Here is a 17,897-nt window from a genome sequence, read left to right as displayed (position 1 = left end):
TTCCCGGGCAGCTCCTACTGCCCTGGAACCGCGCTGTCCTCGTGGGCGTGGATCGGGCCCTCGGTGCGGGCGAGGTGCTCGCCCCGGCCACCCCATTTCAGCGCGATGATCTCCGCCGCGATCGACACCGCGGTCTCCTCCGGTGTGCGCGCCCCCAGATCCAGGCCGATCGGGGAGCACAGCCGGGCCAGCTCGTCCTCCGTCATCCCCGCTTCGCGCAGGCGCGCCAACCGGTCCTCGTGCGTCCGCCGCGACCCCATGGCACCGACGTACGCCAGGTCGAGCCGCAATGCCACCTCGAGCAGCGGCACGTCGAACTTCGGGTCGTGGGTGAGCACGGTGACGACCGTGCGCGAGTCGACGCGCCCCGCGGCCGCCTCGGCGGCGAGGTAGCGGTGCGGCCAGTCCACGACCACCTCGTCGGCGGCCGGGAACCGGGCGGCGGTGGTGAACACGCCCCGCGCGTCGCACACCGTCACGCGGTAGCCGAGGAACGAGCCGAGCTGCGCCATGGCGGCCGCGAAGTCGATGGCGCCGAACACCAGCAACCGCGGCGGCGGCTGGAACGAGTGGACGAACACCGACATGCCCTCGCCGCGGCGCTGCCCGTCCGGTCCGTAGTGCAGCGTCGCGGTCCGGCCCGCGGCGAGCAGACCCCGCGTGTCGTCGGCGACGGCGTCGTCCGCCCGCGCCGACCCCAGCGCCCCGTGCGCGCGATCCGGCCACACCGCCATGCGACGACCCACCCACGCCGGATCGGGATGCTCGGTGACGGTGGCGACCGCGACGGGTTCCCCGGCCCGCACCGACGCGACGACCTCGCCCAGCTCGGGGAATCCGGCGACGTCCACCCGTTCGACGAACACGTCGATGATGCCGCCGCACGTGAGCCCCACGGCGAAGGCGTCGTCGTCGGACACGCCGTACCGCTGCAACACGGGCACACCGTCCTCGATCACCTGCTGGGCGAGCTCGTACACGGCGCCCTCCACGCAACCGCCGGAGACGCTGCCGGTCACGGTGCCGTCGCCGGCGACGAGCATCGCCGCGCCCGGTGCGCGTGGCGCGGAACGGAACGTCGAGACCACGGTTCCCAAGGCGACGGTGTCGCCGGCCCGGTAGCGACGGTCGAGTTCGTCGAGAACCTCACGCACGGTGGACCTCCTCCAGCAGTTCCTGCAGCGTCGCGAGGCTGTGCCCGGCGAGCAGACGGTCGAGATGCGGCAGGGCGGCCGCGATGCCGGACTGCACCGGCTCGTACCCGGCCGCCCCGGCGTGCGGGTTGACCCACAGCACGGCGCGGGCGAGGCGGCGCAGCTGGGCGAGCTGCTCGGCGAGCAGGCCGGGATCGCCGCGTTCCCAGCCGTCCGAGAAGATCACCACGACGGCACCGCGCGCGAGCCCACGACGGCCCCACCGGTCCAGGAACGCCCGCAGGGTCTCGCCGAGCCGGGTGCCGCCCGCCCAGTCGGGAACCGCCCGGCCCGCCGCGGCGAGGGCGAGTTCCGGGTCGCGGGCCCGCAGCGCGCGCGACAGCCGCGTCAGGCGTGTGCCGAGGGAGAACACCTCGGTGTGGGCGGGATCGGCGCGGGTCACCACGTGCGCGAACCGCAGCAGCGCGTCCGCATAGGGGCTCATCGATCCGGAGACGTCGAGCAGCAGCACCACCCGGCGCGCACGGGTCGCCTTGCCGTGCCGGCTCGGCCGGACGGGCTCGCCCCCGGCCGCGAGCATCCGGCGCACCGTGCGGCGCGGGTCGATGCGGCCCCGGCGCGACGGGCGCAGCCGCATCGCCGGGCGGGTGGGCGGTCGCGGATGCAGCGTGGCGATCAGCTCGGCGAGGTGTGCCCGCTCGGCGTCGGACAGTTCCGCGATGTCGCGACGGCGGAGCACGTCGGCGTCGTCCGCGGCGACCCGCAGTTCCGGACCCTCCCCGGCGGTCTCGTCACCACCCGCGGATGTGAGTCCGGCGATGCGGGCCCGACGCGGGGTGCGGGTCTGCGGCGACGTCACGCCGGGTGCCGTTCCCCCGAACCAGCTTTCGAACGCGAGGTCGTAGCGGGGGATGTCGTCGGGGTCGTGGCACAGGGTGGCACGTCCGGTCCAGTACACCTGCCGGCGGTCGCCGAGGTCGATCTCGCGCAGGGCGCGCACGTAGGCCTCGGCGGCGTCCGAGGCGACGGGCAGGCCGGCCGCGGCGAGGGCGCGGGTGAACCCGGCGATCCCGACGAGGGGACCTCCGACGTCCGCGGCCGTCGTCATCGCGGGCCTCACCCCGTCAGGAGCCGGTCGAGCCCGGTGCGGACCACCCGGTCGAGGTCCTCCCGGTACTTGAGGACGGCGCCCAGCGTCGCGGCCGCGGTCGTCGCGTCGAGCACGTCGCGGTCGAGCTCGCGCAGCGCTCGTGCCCAGTCCAGCGACTCGGCGACGCCGGGCGGCTTGAGCAGATCCATCCCGCGCATGGTCTGCACCGCGTGGGCGACCTGCTCCGCGAGGTGTTCGGCGATGCCCGGGATGCGGCGGCGCAGGATCTCCACCTCCCGCGCGAGGTCGGGATGTTCGAGCCAGTGGTACAGGCAGCGGCGTTTGAGGGCGTCGTGCACCTCGCGGGTGCGGTTGGAGGTGAGCACCACCAGCGGCGGCGTCCGCGCCCGCACCTGCCCGAGCTCGGGGATGGTGACGGCGTTCTCGTCCAGCACCTGCAGCAGGAACGCCTCGAACTCGTCGTCGGCCCGGTCGATCTCGTCGACGAGCAGCACGCACGGCGCGTCGGTGAGCGCCTGCAGCAGGGGCCGCGCCAGCAGGAACCGCTCGGTGTACAGCGAGCGTTCCGCCTCCTCGGCCTCCAGGTGGCCGCCGCTCGCGGCCTCGAGGGTGCGCAGGTGCAGCAACTGCCGGGGGAAGTCCCAGTCGTAGAGGGCCTGGGACGCATCGATGCCCTCGTGGCACTGCAACCGGATCAGCGGCAGGGCCAGCGCGTCGGCGAGGGCAATGGCCAGCGATGTCTTGCCGGTGCCGGGTTCCCCCTCGCAGAACAGCGGGCGGCCCATGCGCAGCGCCAGGAAGGCGACCGTTGCGAGGCCGTCGTCGGCGAGATAACCCGTCGTGTCCAGCGCCCGCGCCAGCTCCTCCGGTGAGCCGATCGCCGCCGATGCCGTCATGCTGCGAGCCTATGGCAGCGCCGCTGCCGTGGCGTCCTTTCGGAGCTCCGGAAGTCCGGAAAGGCACCATTGCCTCGACGTGCAGCCGGGGCCCTGCCTCGACCCGGCCGGCTCGGCCCTGATGTGCTCCCTCGTCGAGTTGTGTGCCACGACCGGCCGGAATCGGGACCATGTCTGCAAGGCCTTGCGGTCGACACTGACACCGACGGTGGTGCGACCCCGTGCGTCGGCCGCCGAAATTCGGACCGAAGGTTGTGGCCGCGCTGGTGTTTGGTGGGCGGTGCTCGCGATGCCGTCAGGCAAGCGTCCGGCCCCGATCCTGAGCGATCTGGTGCCCGTGTTGCGGTCGTTCCCGGAACCGGACATCCGCGACGGGACCACCGTCCTGCTCAGGGATGCCCGCGGCGACGATCGACCGACGACTCGCCGTCGTGGGATCACCGCGCGACTGGGCCGTCGAGGGAGGTCAGTGTCGCGGTGAGTCCGGTGAACAGGATGTCGAGGCCGCGTTCGAGTTCCGCGGCGCCGTCGTAGGACGCCAGTACCGGTGCGAGGCCGCGCAGGAGGGGGAAGTCGCCGATCGGTAGGCGGTGCAGTCCCAGGCGTAGCAGATCGTCGTGCTCGTCGGGTCGTTCGACGAGTTCCTGGAGCTCGCTGAGGACGTGACCGTGGAGGAATCCGAACAAGGCCCGGTAGACGTGCAGGGCATCAGTCGCGGTGAAGCCGGCCCGGGTGAGCAAGGTGAGGATGTCTTCCAGCGGGCGCAGTGTTCCCAGCGGCCGCAGTCCGAGGGGCGTCGCCAGGGGCCGGGTGACCAGGAGCGGGACAACGTGGGGATGGTCGAGCGCCAACCGGCGGAAGCCCCGGGCGACCTCCCGGAGTTGAGTTACCCAGTCGCCGTCGTCGGTGTCGACCTCGAGCTGTTCGAGGACGTTCTCGGCGACGGCGTCGAGGAGAGCGGCCTTGTTCGGGGCGTGACGGTAGAGGGTCATCGGGTCGCGGTCGAGGGCTTTGCCGAGGCGACGCATGGACAGTGCGTCGATTCCGTCGCGGTCGATGATCTCGAGTGCGGCCGTCAGGATTCGCTGTCGGGTGATCGGGCCGCCGTCCGGGACCCGACCCTTGCCGGAGCGGGGCGTGCGATCAGCGGGGGCCTTGGCCATCACAAACACTTCCTTCACTCATTGCCTCCCACCGTAGGCCTTTACCGTAGGTCTTGGCAGTAGACCTACAGTGTTGACATACGGTGGATTTCGGCGTTGACTGAGTCTCACGACGTAGGCCCGGGAGGCCGCCATGATCATCATCTTCGGACTCATCGTCCTTCTCGCCGCCGTGATTGTCGGACTCACCGGCGTGCTGAGCAACAGCGGTGACGGGCACGCCGTGACCGACGGGTTTGCCGTGTTCGGCTATCACGTCACCGGCTCCACCGGCACGCTGTTCCTCTACGGCATCGTCGTCGGCGCAGTAGGGCTCATCGGGCTCAGCATGCTCCTTGCCGGCGCCCGGCGCACCTCCCGGCGCGGCCGTGTCGCCCGCCACGACCTGACAGAATCCCGCCGCGAAACCGCGACTGCGTACCAGGACCGGGACCGCCTCGCCGAACAGCGCGAGATGGCCTCCGCGAACCCGGATACAGTCGACAGGACACCGCACGGGACGAACCACCGCGACCAGCACGACGGGCGACGTGACTGGCGACACCCGTTCGGTCACCGAACAGGTCAAGCCACCGTGCGCCACGGCGTCACACACTGACGGTCGGCCCGGTACCGATTCATCCACGACCGGCGCGTCCGCGCCGGCGAAACACCAGAGGAAGATGAACCCGTCATGAGTATGCGTACAAAGTTCGCGCATTCGGCCGAGGCCGCCAAGGGCTCGGTGAAGAAGGTGTTCGGCAGGGCCACCCGGAATCGCAGCCTCGAAGCCGAAGGACGGGCCGACCAGGTCAAGGGCAACCTCAAGCAGTCCGGCGCCAAGATCAAGGACGCCTTCAAACACTAGATTCCGCATCTCACGTCGGTGCGCCGTGTGCTGCCCGGCGCACCGGCTGCCGTCCGCACAAGCAAGACAACCCGAAATCAGTTGGTCCTCATGATCGTTCTCGGAATCATCCTCGCCATCGTCGGCGTGGTCATCAGCCTGCCCATCCTGTTGTATGTCGGGGTCGCGCTCATCCTCATCGGAGTGGTCCTGGCGATCATGGGGTCGATGGGCCACGCGGTGGCAGGCCGACGCCACTACTACTGACCCGGCCCTGAGGCCGCACCGGACGCCCCCACCCGGCGTTCCGGGTGGGGCTCGTCCGGAACCTGGAGCGCACCATGGCCATCTCCGATATCAAGGAATACGCACACCTCACCGACGAGGACGTCGAGGCACTCAGCGACGAGCTCACCAGCATTCGCCAGGACGTCACCGAGTCGCTCGGTGAGGCCGATGCCGCCTACATCCGCCGCACCATCGGCCTCCAGCGGCTACTGGATACCGCTGCGCGGCTGGTGATCTACGGCACCAGGGGCCCGGTGGGCTGGGTCCTCGGAACGGCGGCGCTCGGCGTGGCCAAGAGTGTGGAGAACATGGAGATCGGCCACAACGTCTCCCACGGTCAATGGGACTGGATGAACGACCCGGAAATCCACTCCAGCAACTGGGAATGGGACATGGCCGGCCTCTCGTCGCAGTGGCGCTACTCCCACAACTACCGCCATCACGTGTTCAGCAACATCGTCGGAATGGACGACGACCTCGGCTACGGTGTCCTCCGCATCACTCGTGACCAGCCCTGGAAGCCCGAACATCTGTTGCAACCGCTGCGGAATCTGTTGCTGGCGGCCACGTTCGAATGGGGCATCGCTCTGCACGACCTGTACTCCGAACAGGACCGCGTCGGCACCGCTGCCGAGAAATCCGCCCACTTCCGAGCGCTGATCGGGAAGATCGCCCGTCAGACGGGCAAGGACTACCTGCTCTTTCCCGCCCTCAGCGGACGTCGCTGGCGGCGAACGCTGACGGCGAACCTGACCGCGAATCTGGTGCGGAACGTGTGGGCGTACGTGGTGATCTTCTGCGGGCACTTCCCCGACGGCGCCGAGAAGTTCACCCTCGCCGAACTCGAGAACGAGACGAGGGCCGAATGGTACCTGCGGCAGATGCTCGGCGCGGCCAACTTCCGGGCCGGCCCGGTGATGGCGTTCCTGAGCGGCAACCTCTGCTACCAGATCGAGCATCACCTGTTTCCCGATCTCCCCAGCAACCGCTATGCGGAAATCTCCACCAGGGTGCAAGCGCTGTGCGAGAAGTACGACCTGCCCTACACCACCGGTCCCCTTGCACGGCAGTACCTGCTGACGCTGCGCACCATCCACAAACTCGCACTGCCCGACCGGTTCCTGCGAGCGACCGCCGACGATGCCCCCGAGACGGCCTCCGAACTGAAATTCCGTGCCTTGCGTGAGACGGGCGGAGGTGCTCCGGCTTCCCGCATCGGGCTACGGACAGCCCTACGCACCCTGCCCACGAACCGTCGCACCCGCCGACGGAGAATTCCACCACCAACATGGGACGATCGCCATGCCTGACACCACCCCTTCCTCGGCACCCGCCGCGAGCTCTTCGCCGCCGTCGTACGGCAACTCGTCCTCCACCGCGGGCCGTCTGGCCCAGAACAGCATCTTCGAACGATTCGCCCGCGCGGGGTTCGTCGTGAGCGGCATCGTGCACCTGATCATCGGCTACATCGCCATCCGGCTCGCCCTCGGCGGCGCAGCCGGCACCGCCGACCAATCCGGCGCCATGACGGAACTGGCCGCAAAGCCGGGCGGCATCGCAGCGCTGTGGGTGGGCGTCGTCGCGTTCGCAATCATGGGACTGTGGCGGCTCGCCGAAGCGGCGCTCGGCAGTTCGTCCCGACCGGACGCCGACAGCAAGAAATCGGAGGTGATCGATCGTCTCAAGGCCCTTTCCCTGGCGGTGGTCTACTTCGCTTTCGCATTTTCCGCGTTCGGTTTCGCCCGCGGCAGCGGCAAGTCCAGCAGCGGGCAGAGTGCGGGCATCACGGCCCGCCTGATGCAGACCACCGCCGGTACGATCGTCCTCCTCGCGGGGGCGCTGGTCATCATCGCGGTCGGCGGATACCACGTCTACAAGGGTGTCAGTCGCAGCTTCCTCGACGACCTCGAAGGAATCACCAGTCCTCTCGTGCGACGACTGGGCATGGTCGGGTACATCGCGAAAGGTCTGGCCATCGCCGCCATCGGGTTGCTGGTGATTCTCGCCGTCATCCAATCCGAGCCCGGTAAGGCCACCGGACTCGACGGCGCCTTCAAAACCCTGGGGGCGCAACCCTATGGGGCTGCCCTCCTCATCGCGGCCGGCGTGGGCATCATCACCTACGGCCTCTACAGCTTCGCCATGGCCAGATACGCCAAGATGTAGCCGGGCGCAGCCCCGAGCCGCCGAACGGAGCACCCCCAGACTCTAGGCGTTTTTCATCAGTTGTCCGTCCGGAGCCACTAATTGGTCGCGGTGATGCGGACGGTAGACGCGTAGCGAACGGCGAGTTGTCGTATCGAGTTGCCACGGCCCGGTTCTGCTCGAGTTGGTTGATACCGCATTCGACGGCGTGCCGCTGCTTGCACCGTCGTTCACGCAGGAAGTCAGATTTCCGCCGCAGGCGACGTCAGCCGCCCGTGCACGCGCAGCCGGGCGAGGCCCCCGTCGGGATAGACGTCGAGCCGCACGTGCCGCAACGGCACGGCCGCGTCGACGCGGAACCGGTGCCGGCAGTCGGGCAGCAGTGCCGTCCGCGGCACGAGCTCGACCCACGCGGATTCGTCGGAGAGCGCTGCGCCGTCCGGGATTCCGATCAGTCGTGCCCACCCGGGGGCGTTGCCGACGAAGTACGAGGTGTCGATTTCGACGTGGTCGACGTGGCCCTCCCCGGCCAGGCGCACCACCACATGGTCGTTGCCGCCGTCGCGGCGGCGGGCGTTCTCCCAGCCCTCGCCCATGTGCCGCGCCCGGCCGGGGGCGATGATGTTGCGCGGGGACGAGTAGAAGCGGTTCGAGCAGTCCACCACGTCGGCCCCGTGCTCGAGCGCGGCGAGGTCGATCGTCCCGGTGAGGAACGCCGGGTCGGGCCGGGGCTCGCCGTGCACGCGCAGCCGGGCCACCCCGCCGTCGGGAAAGATGTTGAGCCGCAGGTGTGTCCATCGGTATTCGCTGTCGACCGCGAAGGTGTTGGCGGTGTCCCCGGCGAGGGCCACCTTGTCGAGGATCGGCTGCCACGGCGCCGCGAGCAGCTGGTCTGGTGTCGGATACCCCTCCGTCTCGACGGCGTCCACCGAGGCGAACGGCGGGTAGTTGCCGGTGAACCATGCGGTGTCGATCACCACGCCGCGCACGACTCCGGGCACCCCGAGCCGGACGATCGCGAAGTCGTGGCCGGGTTCGCGGCGCCGCCGGGTCTCCCAACCGTCGTACACCTTGCCCTTGTGCCCGAAGTCCCCGGTGTCGAAGGCCGGGGGTTCCGGGGTGACGAGATTCTCCCGCTGGGCGAACAGTTCGTCGTTGGCGTACACCACGGAGCCGGCGAGGGTCCGGGACGCGAGGTCGGGCAGCTGCAGGAAGGCGGGGTCGGTCACGGGTTCGTCCTCTCACGGTCGAGCAGGCGCCCGTTCGGCGTCCGGCCCACGGGGCGGCCGCCGAGCCACGTCCCGCGGACCACCCCGGCCAGCGCGGTCTCGGCATAGGGGGTGACGGCGTTGCGGTGGTGCAGGCGTTCGGGGAAGACGACGAACGCGTCGTCGGGGGCGAGGACGCAGAAGTCCGCGACGTTGCCGATCGCGATCTCGCCCCGGTCGGTCATGCCCACCAGGTCGCGGGGGCCTCGGGCCATCCATCGGGTCACCTCCGTCAGGGTGTGGCCGCGGCGCCTGGCCTGGGACCACACGATCGGCAGGCCGAGCTGCAGCGACGAGATGCCGCCCCACGCCTCGGCGAAGTCTCCGGTCGCGAACTTCTTCAGTTCCGGCACGCACGGCGAGTGGTCCGAGACCACCGCGTCGATCGTGCCTTCGGCGAGGCCGCGCCACAGGCCTTCCCGGTTGCTCGCCTCGCGGATCGGCGGGCAGCACTTGAAATGAGTTGCACCGTCCAGGATCTCCTCGCTGAACAGCGACAGGTAGTGGGGGCACGTCTCGACGGTGACGGGCACGCCGTCGGCCTTGGCCTGCGCGATCAGCGGCAGGCTCCCGGCGTCGGACAGGTGCAGAATGTGGGTGCGGCAACCCGTTTCCCGGGCGCCCTCGAGCACCTGGGCGACGGCCCGCGACTCCGCGGCCGGCGGACGCGACCGCAGGAAGCCGGCGTACCGGCGGCCCGCGGCCGGCGGCTGGGCGTCGAGGGTGGGCCCGTCCTCGGCGTGGACGATGAGCAGGCCCCCGAAGCCCGCGATCGTGCGCATCGCGGCGAGCATCTGTTCCCGGTCGAGCGGCGGATACTCGTCCAGCCCGGAATGGGCGAGGAAGCACTTGAAGCCGTACACGCCCACGTCCCAGAGCGGTTCGAGGTCGGCGAGGTTGCCCGGCACGGCGCCGCCCCAGAATCCGACGTCGACCGAGATCTGTTCGGCGGCAACCTTCTTCTTGACCTCCAGCGCAGCGACGTCGACGGTGGCCGGCACGGAGTTGAGCGGCATGTCCACGACGGTGGTGACGCCGCCCGCGGCGGCCGCGCGGGTCGCGGTCGCGAATCCCTCCCACTCGGTGCGGCCGGGGTCGTTGATGTGCACGTGCGTGTCGACCAGACCGGGCAGAAGAGCCTCGTCGTCGGCGAGGACGAACTCCTCGGCGCCCGCGGGGGCAGGGGCGTCGTAGGCCCCGATCGCGGCGATGCGCCCGTCCCGGAGCACGACCGAGCAGGGGTGTTCGCGGTCGCCGACGACGGCGCGTCGCGTGCGGATCACGGTGGACATCCGGTAGGTCCTTCCTGTCGGCCCGCGAGCCGCGTCAGCCGGTCCGGCGTGGTCTCCGCGCGGTCGCGGACCTCGGTCTCGGTGAGGGCTCCGCAGGCGAGGCCGCGGAGCAGGAACGTGGCCAGGGCGCGGGCCGTCGCGGGTTCGTCGAGATAGCCGGAGTCACGCCCCGGCGACAGGTAGGCGGCGACGCGGGCCGCCGCGGTGGGGAACGAACGGCGGTAGAACGCGAACGTCGCGGCATAGCGGGTGGGCAGTTGCGCGGGGTGCAGGTCCCAGCCCTGGTAGAACCCGCGGCGCAGCGACCGCTCCACCAGCCGGGCGTGCAGGCCCCACGCGGCCCGGATCTGTTCGCGGGTGCCGACGGGGAGGCGGTTGGTGGATCCGTCGGACAGGGGTACGCCGGTGCCGGCGGCGGCCACCTGCATGGTGGCCTTGGCGTGGTCGGCGACGGGGTGGTCCATGGCCTGGTATTCGGCGGCGATGCCGCACGCGGCGGAGTAGTCGTAGGTGCCGTAGTGCAGTCCCGCGCAACGGCCCGCGGCGGCGTGCAGCATCCGCGCCACCTGCGCGGTGCCGTCGGGACCGCAGATCGCCTGCGGGGTCTCGATCTGGATCTCGAACCGCAGGGGAACGTCGAGCCCGTGCGCACGCTCGAGGTGCTCGCACACGGTGACCATCGCGGAGACCTGCTCGGGTGCAGTCACCTTGGGCAGGGTCACGACGAAACCGTCCGGAGCGGAGGTCTTCTCGGCGAGAGCACCGACGAAGGCGTCGAGCGTGCGGATCCCGCGACGGCGGGTGGCGGGCTCGAGACACTTGAAGCGCAGCCCCACGAACGGGGTGGCGGAGGGATTGCCGGCGAGAACGGTGGCGGTCCGGGCGACGTGGGCGTCCTCGTCGGTGTCGCGGTGCGGGCCGGGCACGTCCGTCTGGGGAAAACCGTCCTCGAAGTCGATGCGCAGATCTTCGATCGGCTCGGTGCCGAGCTTGGCCCGCACGAGCGGTAGGACCTGTTCGGCGAGCTCCGGTTCGATCCCCGTCACGCCGGCCAGGTCGCCGGGGCCGGAGCAGTTCTCGTCGAGTACCCGGCGGGCGTGTGCACCCCAGTCGGCGACGGTCGTCGCGTCGTACCGGTGGGCCGGCACGTACACGGTGTGCACGGGTTGCCGCGCCGGTGTCGTCCCGGGATAGGCGGTGGCGTACGCGGCGTCGACGGGCCCGAGCGTCGCGTCGAGCGAGGCGTGGAGCCGTTCGAGTCCGTCCACCGCTGCACACTCCCGTCGTCTGTATCCACGGCTGTATACGCGTGGCTCCGCCGACGGTAGTGGCGTCGTGTCAAGCGAACGGTTAACCGCGGTAACGACGGTGTTACGCGGTGGACCGCGTGCGGCGAGCGAATGTATCGCTCACCTCCTCAGTCCGAGTCGGTGATACATTCGCTCGCCCCACCCGGGCGGGTGTTCAGCCGGCGGCCGAGAGATCGAGGCGCGTGGCCGACAGATCCGTGCGGCGCCGGGCCAGGTCAGCGGCGCCGACGATCCCGGCGTCGGGGCCGAGCTCGGCCAGCCGCACCGGGGCGGCCGGGCGGTGCCCGCGTCCGGTCAGCCGCTGGGCGAACGTGGCGACGGCGGGCCCGCGCAGCAGTTCCCCGGCCTCGCACACACCGCCGCCGAGGACGAACACCTCCGGGTCGAGGAACGCGGCGAGGTCCGCCATGCCGTGACCGAGCCACGTGCCGATCGTGCGGAAGCACTCGAGCGCGGCGGCGTCGCCCTCGCGGGCGGCGGTGGTGACGTGGTGCCCGGTGATCTGCTCGGCGCGCCCGCCGGCCAGCTCGAGCAGCCGGCCGGCGAGCGCGGGCGAGACGCTCGCGATCTCCTGCGCCTCCCGCACCAGGGCCCGCCCGCTGGCGTAACGCTCCCAGCAGCCGTGGTTCCCGCACCCGCAGCGACGGCCGTGCGGCTCGACGTTGAGATGGCCGAGTTCCGCGGCCAGCCCCGAGGCTCCGCGGTGCAGGGCGCCGTCGATGATCAGCCCACCGCCGATGCCGGTGCCGACGGTGAGGACGATCGCGGTGCGGGCACCCCGGCCGGCGCCGAATCGTGCCTCGCCCCAGGCGGCGGCGTTGGCGTCGTTCTCGACGACGGTCGGCAGCCCGCACGCGGCCTCGACGGCCTCGCCGAGCGGTTCGCCGCGCCACGCGAGGTTGGGGGCGAACAGCACGGTACGGCGATCGGACGCGACGAATCCGGCGGCGCCGATGCCCACCGCGCACACGTCGTGCGCGGCGCGGAGTTCGCGGACCACGTCGGCGACGACGTCCTCGGTGCGGGCGGGGTCGTCCGACGGGGTGGCGCGGCGGAGCCGGGCGTGCAGGGTGCCGTGTTCGTCGACCACGCCGGCGGCGACCTTGGTGCCGCCCACGTCGATTCCGATGGTCAGTGCCATGTCTGTTCTCTCCCTGACTGTTCTGTTACCGGGGTGCCCGGGATTCAGGCGGCGTCCATGTCCTCGAGCTCGCGGCCCTTGGTCTCCTTGACCCAGCGCAGGACGAACAGCAGCGACAGCACCGCGCACACGGCGTAGAAGCCGTACGACAGCCCCAGCGACAGTTCCTTCATGGCGGGGAAGCTCACGGTGATGACCCAGTTGGCCGCCCACTGCGCGCCGGCGGCGAGCGACAGTGCCGCCGCGCGGATCCGGTTGGGGAAGGCCTCGCCGAGCAGGACCCACACGACCGGTCCCCACGACATGCCGAACGCGACGACGAACAGGTTCGCGGCGATCAGCGCGATCGGTCCCTGCAGTCCGGTCAGGTGCGGGGTGGTCACACCGTCGACGACGGTGGTGGAGGCGGTGGCGAAGACGACGGCCATCGTGGTGAGGGTGACGGCCATGCCGGCCGAGCCGATGATCAGCAGGGGCCGGCGTCCGATGCGGTCGACGAACGCGATGGCCACGAGGGTGGTGGCGATGTTGACCACGGACGTGACGACGGTGATGACGAGGGAGCTGTTCTCGTCGAATCCCACTGCCTGCCAGAGGATGCTGGAGTAGTAGAAGATCACGTTGATGCCGACGAACTGCTGGAACACCGACAGCCCGATGCCGATCCACACGATGGGCAGCAGGCCCAGCGCGGGTCCCCTCAGGTCGCGCAGCGACGGGGTGCGCTCGTGGCCGAGGGTGGCGCGGATCGATTCGATGCGCAGGTCGATGCCCTGCTCGCCGAGCAGCGTGCCGAGGATGCCGCGGGCCTCCCCGATGCGGCCCTTCGCGACGAGATAGCGCGGGGACTCCGGGATGGTGAGCGTCAGGAATCCGTACACGAGGGCGGGAACGGTCATGGACAGGAACATCCAGCGCCACGCCTCGAGCCCGAACCACAGTTCCTCGCGGGAGCCACCCGCGAGGGCGGCGAGGGCGTAGTCGACGAGCAGGGCGGCGAAGATGCCGACGACGATCGCGAGCTGCTGCAGCGATCCCAGGCGACCGCGTACCCGGGCGGGGGAGATCTCGGCGATGTAGGCGGGGGCGATGACGGAGGCGAGTCCGACGCCGACACCGCCGACGATGCGGAACAGGACGAGAGTTTCGACGTTGAAGGCGAATCCGGTGCCCAGCGCGCTGACCAGGAACATCGCGGCGGCGACCTGCATGGTGGTGAGCCGGCCGTAGCGGTCCGCGATGCGGCCGGCGAGGACGGCGCCGCCGGCCGCGCCGAGCAGGGCCGAGGCGACCGCGAAGCCGAGGACGGCGGACGAGACGGCGAACCGGGATTCGATGGCCGACACGGCACCGTTGATGACGGCGCTGTCGAAGCCGAACAACAGGCCGCCGAGCGCGGCGATGGCGGCGATGCGGACCGGCACCGGGGCGCCGGCGGTGTCCGGTCCGGTGTCGGGGACGGTCGGGAGCGCGACGTGGTTACTCATGGGACTCCTCGTGGGCGGCGGGACCCGGCCGCGGCGGTCCCGTTCCGGGAGGCGAGTGGCGGCGGTCACGCGAACTGTGTGCTGGACCACAGTAGGACGAAGCGGCGTCAGTCGTCAAGAAATGAATGAAAAAAGCGTCTTGAGACGCTACTTATGTTCGAATTTGAACCTAGTTCTGGACGTGAGTCGGCGCCGAAGCCTCGAAGATGATCTTCAGCGGGGGCTGGCCGCGCGCAGTCCCAGGGCGACCGCCCCGAGTACCTGGGCCCGGGCGCCGAGCGCCGCCGTCCGTACCTGCACGGTGCGCGCGGCGCTGGGCACCGCGTACCGCTCGATCGCGCGACGCAGGGGCTCGAGCAGCAGCTCTCCCGCCAGGGCGAGTTCGCCGCCGATCAGGAGGAGCTGCGGATTGAGCAGGTTGCACAGGCTCGCCGCCGCGACCCCGACGTGGCGGCCGGTGTCCGCGAGCACCCGGGCACACCCGGCGTCGCCGGCCTCGGCGAGTGCCACCACGTCCGCGATCGTCAGGCCGGGCCCCCGGCTCGGCTCGAGCAGCCCGATCACCACGTGCGAGGCCACCATCGTCTCGAGGCAGCCGCGGTTGCCGCACCGGCACACCTGGCCGAACTCGTCGAGGGAGGTGTGGCCGATCTCGCCGGCCGTGCCGGCGCGGCCCCGGTACAGCCGCCCGTCCAGCACCAGTCCGGCGCCGACGCCGTCGGACAGCTTGATGTAGGCCAGGTCGTCCACGCCGCACCCGGCACCCCAGATGTGCTCGGCCAGCGCACCGAGATTGGCGTCGTTGTCGACGTGGACGGGAAGCGCGAGCCGCTCGGCGGCCAGTGCGGCCGGGTCGACGCCCACCCAGCCCGGCAGGATCGACGGCCCGCCGATCCGGTGCGTGGCGGACTCGACCGGCGCGGGCAGGCCCATGCCGACGGCCGCGACGGCGTCGCGTCCGCACCCGAGTTCGACGAGGGCGTCGTCGAGAAGCGCCCCGGCCCTTGTTATCCCGTCCTCGGCGCGATGTCCGCTCGCCAGCTCGACCCGCTTCTCGGCGAGGATCTCGTGCGACAGGTCGGCGACGGCGACGGTGAGATGCCGGTGCCCGAAATCGATTCCGACGGCCAGGCCCGCCGACCGGGTGAGCTTCACGGCCCGCCCCCGCTGGCCCGGGCGCTCGGCCGCGGCCACCTCCACCAGGCCGCTGGTGGTCAGTTCCCGCACCAGATTCGACACCGTGGCCGGGGCCAGACCGGTGCGCCGGGCGATCTCCGCCTGGGTGAGTTCGCCACCGGACTGCAGAACCCTTACCACCCGTTGCTGATTGGCTGTACGCAGCGACGACTGCGAGCCGGGGTGGTCGTTCTCCTCACGCATCTGCCCAGCGTACCGCCCGGTGCTACCGCTTCGATTCGACCATCTCGGCGATTCGCAGGTCGCGGGTCCTCGTCTGGTGGACAACCATCAACTCGCTCGCGCGCTCCCCGTCTCCGTCGACCACGGCGCGGTAGATCTCCTCGTGCTCGGCTTCGATCAGATCGAGATTGGCGGTGGATCGGGACGCGGTCCCGTCGTAGACATGGAGGCGGGCGTCGAGCAGTTCCATCAACTCGGAGATGGTGGGGTTGTGCGCCGCGACCCGCAGCGCGATGTGCCACTCGGCATGCGCCCGCAGACGTTCGTCGGGAACCCCGGTCCGTGCCGACTCGAGTGCCCGCCGCAACATCGCGAGGTCGAACTCGGTGCGTCGGAGTGCCGCGGAACGCGCCACGACGGATTCGAGTGCGATGCGTGCTTCGCAGATGTCGAGAATCTCCTCCGGCGACCGCTCGCGGATGACGAAGCCGCGCGACACCTTCGTCACGAGGCCTTCGAGTTCCAGCCGGATGAGCGCCTCCCTGATCGGTGTCCGGGACACCCCGAGTTCCTCACCCACTGTGGCCGGAACCAGGAGCGCGCCCGGGGCGTAGCGGCCGGAGATGATGCGTGTGCGCAGTTCGCTGTAGGGACCCGGGCCTGCAGATGTCACCGGCTTCCTTCCTGTCGGGGCGGTTCGTGTCGAGGGATTCGTCAAGCCGTATCACGCTCGTGGGCGCGTGTACAGAGTTTGAATCCATGTGTATACAACTGACGACATGTGCGTGCACGTCTGGATAGCGTGACCGGCGTCCGACCGATCGAGGAGTGCCGCATGATCCGTTCCATCCCGACTTCGACTCATGAGTGAGGCAATCGCACCCGAGTCTGCGAGCGTGCAGGGCGGCGAGCGAACCGCCGGGATTCGACGGGTGCTGCCGTGGGCGTTGCTGCTGCCCTGGGCAGTTCCGCTGCTGGTTCTGCTGAGCTGGCAGTGGGCCTCCACCGAAGGAGTCGTCCCAGCCTCCGTCCTGCCGCCGCCGACCGACGTCCTCGACACCGCGCGTTCGCTGTGGTCCACGGGCGAGTTGCAGTCGCACATCGCAGTCAGCCTCCGGCGCATCGTCATCGGCTTCGTCATCGGCGCGACCATAGGTCTCGTCCTGGGTTTCGCCGTCGGTCTCTCCCGCATCGCGGAAGGGATATTCGACCGCACCCTGCAGATGGTGCGCGCACTCCCGCATCTGGCGTTGGTGCCCCTGCTCATCGCCGCGTTCGGGATCGGCGAACTGCCCAAGATCGTTCTCGTGATCCTCGGCGTCGTCTTCCCGGTGTACCTGAACACCGTCAACGGAATCCGCACGGTCGACGCAAAGCTGATCCAGCTCGGCCGCTCCTACGGCCTGACCCACTGGGGCATCATCCGCGAGATCGTGGTGCCCGGGGCCATGCCGGTCGTCCTCAACGGCATCCGATACGCGTTGGGCGTCGCCTGGCTCACCCTCGTCATCGCCGAAACCATCGCGACCCGCGAAGGAATCGGGTATCTCGCCCAGAACGGCCGGGAAATGCTCCGCAACGATCGCATCGTCCTTGCCATCGTTCTCTACGCGGTTGCCGGTCTGCTCGCCGACCAGATCGTCCGCCTGATCGAGGCACGCGTCCTGCGCTGGAATGCCAACTACCGAAGGGAGAACCGGTGAAGACGGTCGCAGACGACCTCGTCGGCCTGTGCCTACGCGGCATCGGACAGCGGTACCGCGACCACTGGGTACTGAGGAATATCGACCTGGACGTCGCCCCGGGCGAGTTCGTCTCGATCCTGGGCCCGAGCGGGGTCGGCAAGTCCACGCTGCTCCGCATCCTCGCCGGTCTCGAAGTGCCCGCAGCCGGCACCGTCGAACCGACCGGAGGTGTGCCCGCCGGCGGCCACACCTCGCGGATGATGTTCCAGGAGGATCGGCTGCTGCCCTGGAAGTCGGTCCTGGGCAACGTCACTCTGGGCACCCGTGGAGCGCGTGCTCGTGCGGCCGAACTCCTCGGGCAGGTCGGACTCACGGGTCGGGAGAAGAACTGGCCGGCCGAACTGTCCGGCGGCCAGCGCCAGCGCGTCGCGCTCGCGCGGGCCCTGCTCCACCGGCCGGAGGTTCTGCTCCTCGACGAGCCGTTCGGGGCTCTCGACGCCGTCACCCGCGTCACGATGCACCAGCTGCTCGAACGTCTGCTCGTGGAGCACCCGCGCACGGTCCTGCTCGTCACGCACGACGTGGAGGAGGCGCTCGTGCTGTCCGATCGCGTCCTGCTGCTCACTCCCTCCGGCATCACGCGCGACCTGCGCGTTCCCCAGGAGCGGCCGCGGCATCGCGGCGACGCGCAGCTCGCCGCCTGGAAGGAGGAGCTGCTCGCCGGACTCCTCGACGCCGAGCGTGCCGTCCATCCCGACCACTGATATCAGCT

The 17,897-nt window shown here is 70.3% G+C and carries 18 protein-coding genes; 7 read left to right on the top strand and 11 right to left on the bottom strand.

Going from position 1 to position 17,897, the window contains the following annotated elements:
• Window positions 1–14: 14 nt before the first annotated feature.
• From HFP48_RS26750 to HFP48_RS26735, 4 genes are all read right to left on the bottom strand, one after another.
• Window positions 15–1,154, bottom strand: a complete 1,140-nt coding sequence (locus tag HFP48_RS26750) for an XdhC/CoxI family protein (RefSeq protein WP_006944119.1) — start codon at window positions 1,152–1,154, stop codon at window positions 15–17.
• The gene (locus tag HFP48_RS26745) at window positions 1,147–2,262 is read right to left on the bottom strand and encodes a VWA domain-containing protein (protein ID WP_161996251.1); all 1,116 of its coding nucleotides are present in this window, start codon (window positions 2,260–2,262) and stop codon (window positions 1,147–1,149) included. The genes HFP48_RS26750 and HFP48_RS26745 overlap by 8 nt, the downstream gene beginning before the upstream one ends.
• An 8-nt stretch (window positions 2,263–2,270) precedes the next feature.
• Entirely contained in the window at window positions 2,271–3,161 is an 891-nt protein-coding gene (locus HFP48_RS26740) for a MoxR family ATPase (protein WP_043796805.1), read from the bottom strand.
• Between the two features lie 437 nt (window positions 3,162–3,598).
• The gene (locus tag HFP48_RS26735) at window positions 3,599–4,324 is read right to left on the bottom strand and encodes a TetR/AcrR family transcriptional regulator C-terminal domain-containing protein (protein WP_043796804.1); all 726 of its coding nucleotides are present in this window, start codon (window positions 4,322–4,324) and stop codon (window positions 3,599–3,601) included.
• Between the two features lie 133 nt (window positions 4,325–4,457).
• On the opposite strand from HFP48_RS26735, the gene HFP48_RS26730 reads away from it, so the two are divergent.
• The 5 genes from HFP48_RS26730 (at window position 4,458) to HFP48_RS26710 (ending at window position 7,604) form a co-directional block, all read left to right on the top strand.
• Entirely contained in the window at window positions 4,458–4,922 is a 465-nt protein-coding gene (locus HFP48_RS26730) for an APC family permease (RefSeq protein WP_050036118.1), read from the top strand.
• Between the two features lie 81 nt (window positions 4,923–5,003).
• Window positions 5,004–5,171, top strand: coding sequence for a CsbD family protein (locus HFP48_RS26725; RefSeq protein ID WP_170914042.1), 168 nt, complete (start codon window positions 5,004–5,006; stop codon window positions 5,169–5,171).
• A gap of 90 nt (window positions 5,172–5,261) precedes the next feature.
• Window positions 5,262–5,417: a DUF6131 family protein gene (locus tag HFP48_RS26720; protein WP_164528060.1), complete on the top strand. Its 156-nt coding sequence runs from the start codon at window positions 5,262–5,264 to the stop codon at window positions 5,415–5,417.
• A 74-nt stretch (window positions 5,418–5,491) separates the two neighbouring features.
• Window positions 5,492–6,748, top strand: coding sequence for an acyl-CoA desaturase (locus HFP48_RS26715; RefSeq protein ID WP_050036479.1), 1,257 nt, complete (start codon window positions 5,492–5,494; stop codon window positions 6,746–6,748).
• Window positions 6,741–7,604, top strand: a complete 864-nt coding sequence (locus HFP48_RS26710; protein WP_231772305.1) for a DUF1206 domain-containing protein — start codon at window positions 6,741–6,743, stop codon at window positions 7,602–7,604. The genes HFP48_RS26715 and HFP48_RS26710 overlap by 8 nt, the downstream gene beginning before the upstream one ends.
• Window positions 7,605–7,825: 221 nt before the next feature.
• Here HFP48_RS26710 and alc read toward each other — a convergent pair whose 3' ends face one another.
• The 7 genes from alc to HFP48_RS26675 all read right to left on the bottom strand — a co-directional run bounded on the left by alc (window position 7,826) and on the right by HFP48_RS26675 (window position 16,113).
• A complete protein-coding gene (alc, locus tag HFP48_RS26705; RefSeq protein ID WP_168580390.1) occupies window positions 7,826–8,812 on the bottom strand; it encodes an allantoicase in 987 nt (328 codons plus the stop codon).
• The gene (allB, locus tag HFP48_RS26700; RefSeq protein WP_168580389.1) at window positions 8,809–10,143 is read right to left on the bottom strand and encodes an allantoinase AllB; all 1,335 of its coding nucleotides are present in this window, start codon (window positions 10,141–10,143) and stop codon (window positions 8,809–8,811) included. The genes alc and allB overlap by 4 nt, the downstream gene beginning before the upstream one ends.
• Entirely contained in the window at window positions 10,131–11,411 is a 1,281-nt protein-coding gene (locus tag HFP48_RS26695; protein WP_168580388.1) for an aldolase, read from the bottom strand. Before HFP48_RS26695 ends, allB begins: the two co-directional genes overlap by 13 nt.
• 196 nt (window positions 11,412–11,607) lie before the next feature.
• Window positions 11,608–12,594: an ROK family glucokinase gene (locus HFP48_RS26690; protein WP_006944107.1), complete on the bottom strand. Its 987-nt coding sequence runs from the start codon at window positions 12,592–12,594 to the stop codon at window positions 11,608–11,610.
• Window positions 12,595–12,638: 44 nt separating this feature from the next.
• The gene (locus tag HFP48_RS26685) at window positions 12,639–14,081 is read right to left on the bottom strand and encodes a sugar porter family MFS transporter (RefSeq protein ID WP_006944106.1); all 1,443 of its coding nucleotides are present in this window, start codon (window positions 14,079–14,081) and stop codon (window positions 12,639–12,641) included.
• Window positions 14,082–14,294: 213 nt separating this feature from the next.
• On the bottom strand, window positions 14,295–15,461 hold the full coding sequence (locus HFP48_RS26680) for an ROK family transcriptional regulator (protein WP_168580387.1): 1,167 nt from the start codon (window positions 15,459–15,461) through the stop codon (window positions 14,295–14,297).
• 22 nt (window positions 15,462–15,483) lie between these two features.
• The gene (locus HFP48_RS26675; protein WP_050036112.1) at window positions 15,484–16,113 is read right to left on the bottom strand and encodes a GntR family transcriptional regulator; all 630 of its coding nucleotides are present in this window, start codon (window positions 16,111–16,113) and stop codon (window positions 15,484–15,486) included.
• Between the two features lie 190 nt (window positions 16,114–16,303).
• On the opposite strand from HFP48_RS26675, the gene HFP48_RS26670 reads away from it, so the two are divergent.
• Both HFP48_RS26670 and HFP48_RS26665 read left to right on the top strand, forming a co-directional pair.
• Window positions 16,304–17,143: an ABC transporter permease subunit gene (locus HFP48_RS26670; protein WP_203329775.1), complete on the top strand. Its 840-nt coding sequence runs from the start codon at window positions 16,304–16,306 to the stop codon at window positions 17,141–17,143.
• Window positions 17,140–17,889 (top strand): ABC transporter ATP-binding protein, encoded by a 750-nt coding sequence (locus HFP48_RS26665; RefSeq protein WP_168580386.1) that lies wholly within the window; start codon window positions 17,140–17,142, stop codon window positions 17,887–17,889. Before HFP48_RS26670 ends, HFP48_RS26665 begins: the two co-directional genes overlap by 4 nt.
• The last annotated feature ends 8 nt before the right edge of the window (window positions 17,890–17,897 follow it).

Source organism: Rhodococcus sp. DMU1 (assembly GCF_012272955.1).
Taxonomy (GTDB): Bacteria; Actinomycetota; Actinomycetes; order Mycobacteriales; family Mycobacteriaceae; genus Rhodococcus; species Rhodococcus aetherivorans.
Note: the sequence above shows the minus strand (reverse complement) of the source record. Positions and strands in the feature narration are given on the sequence as shown.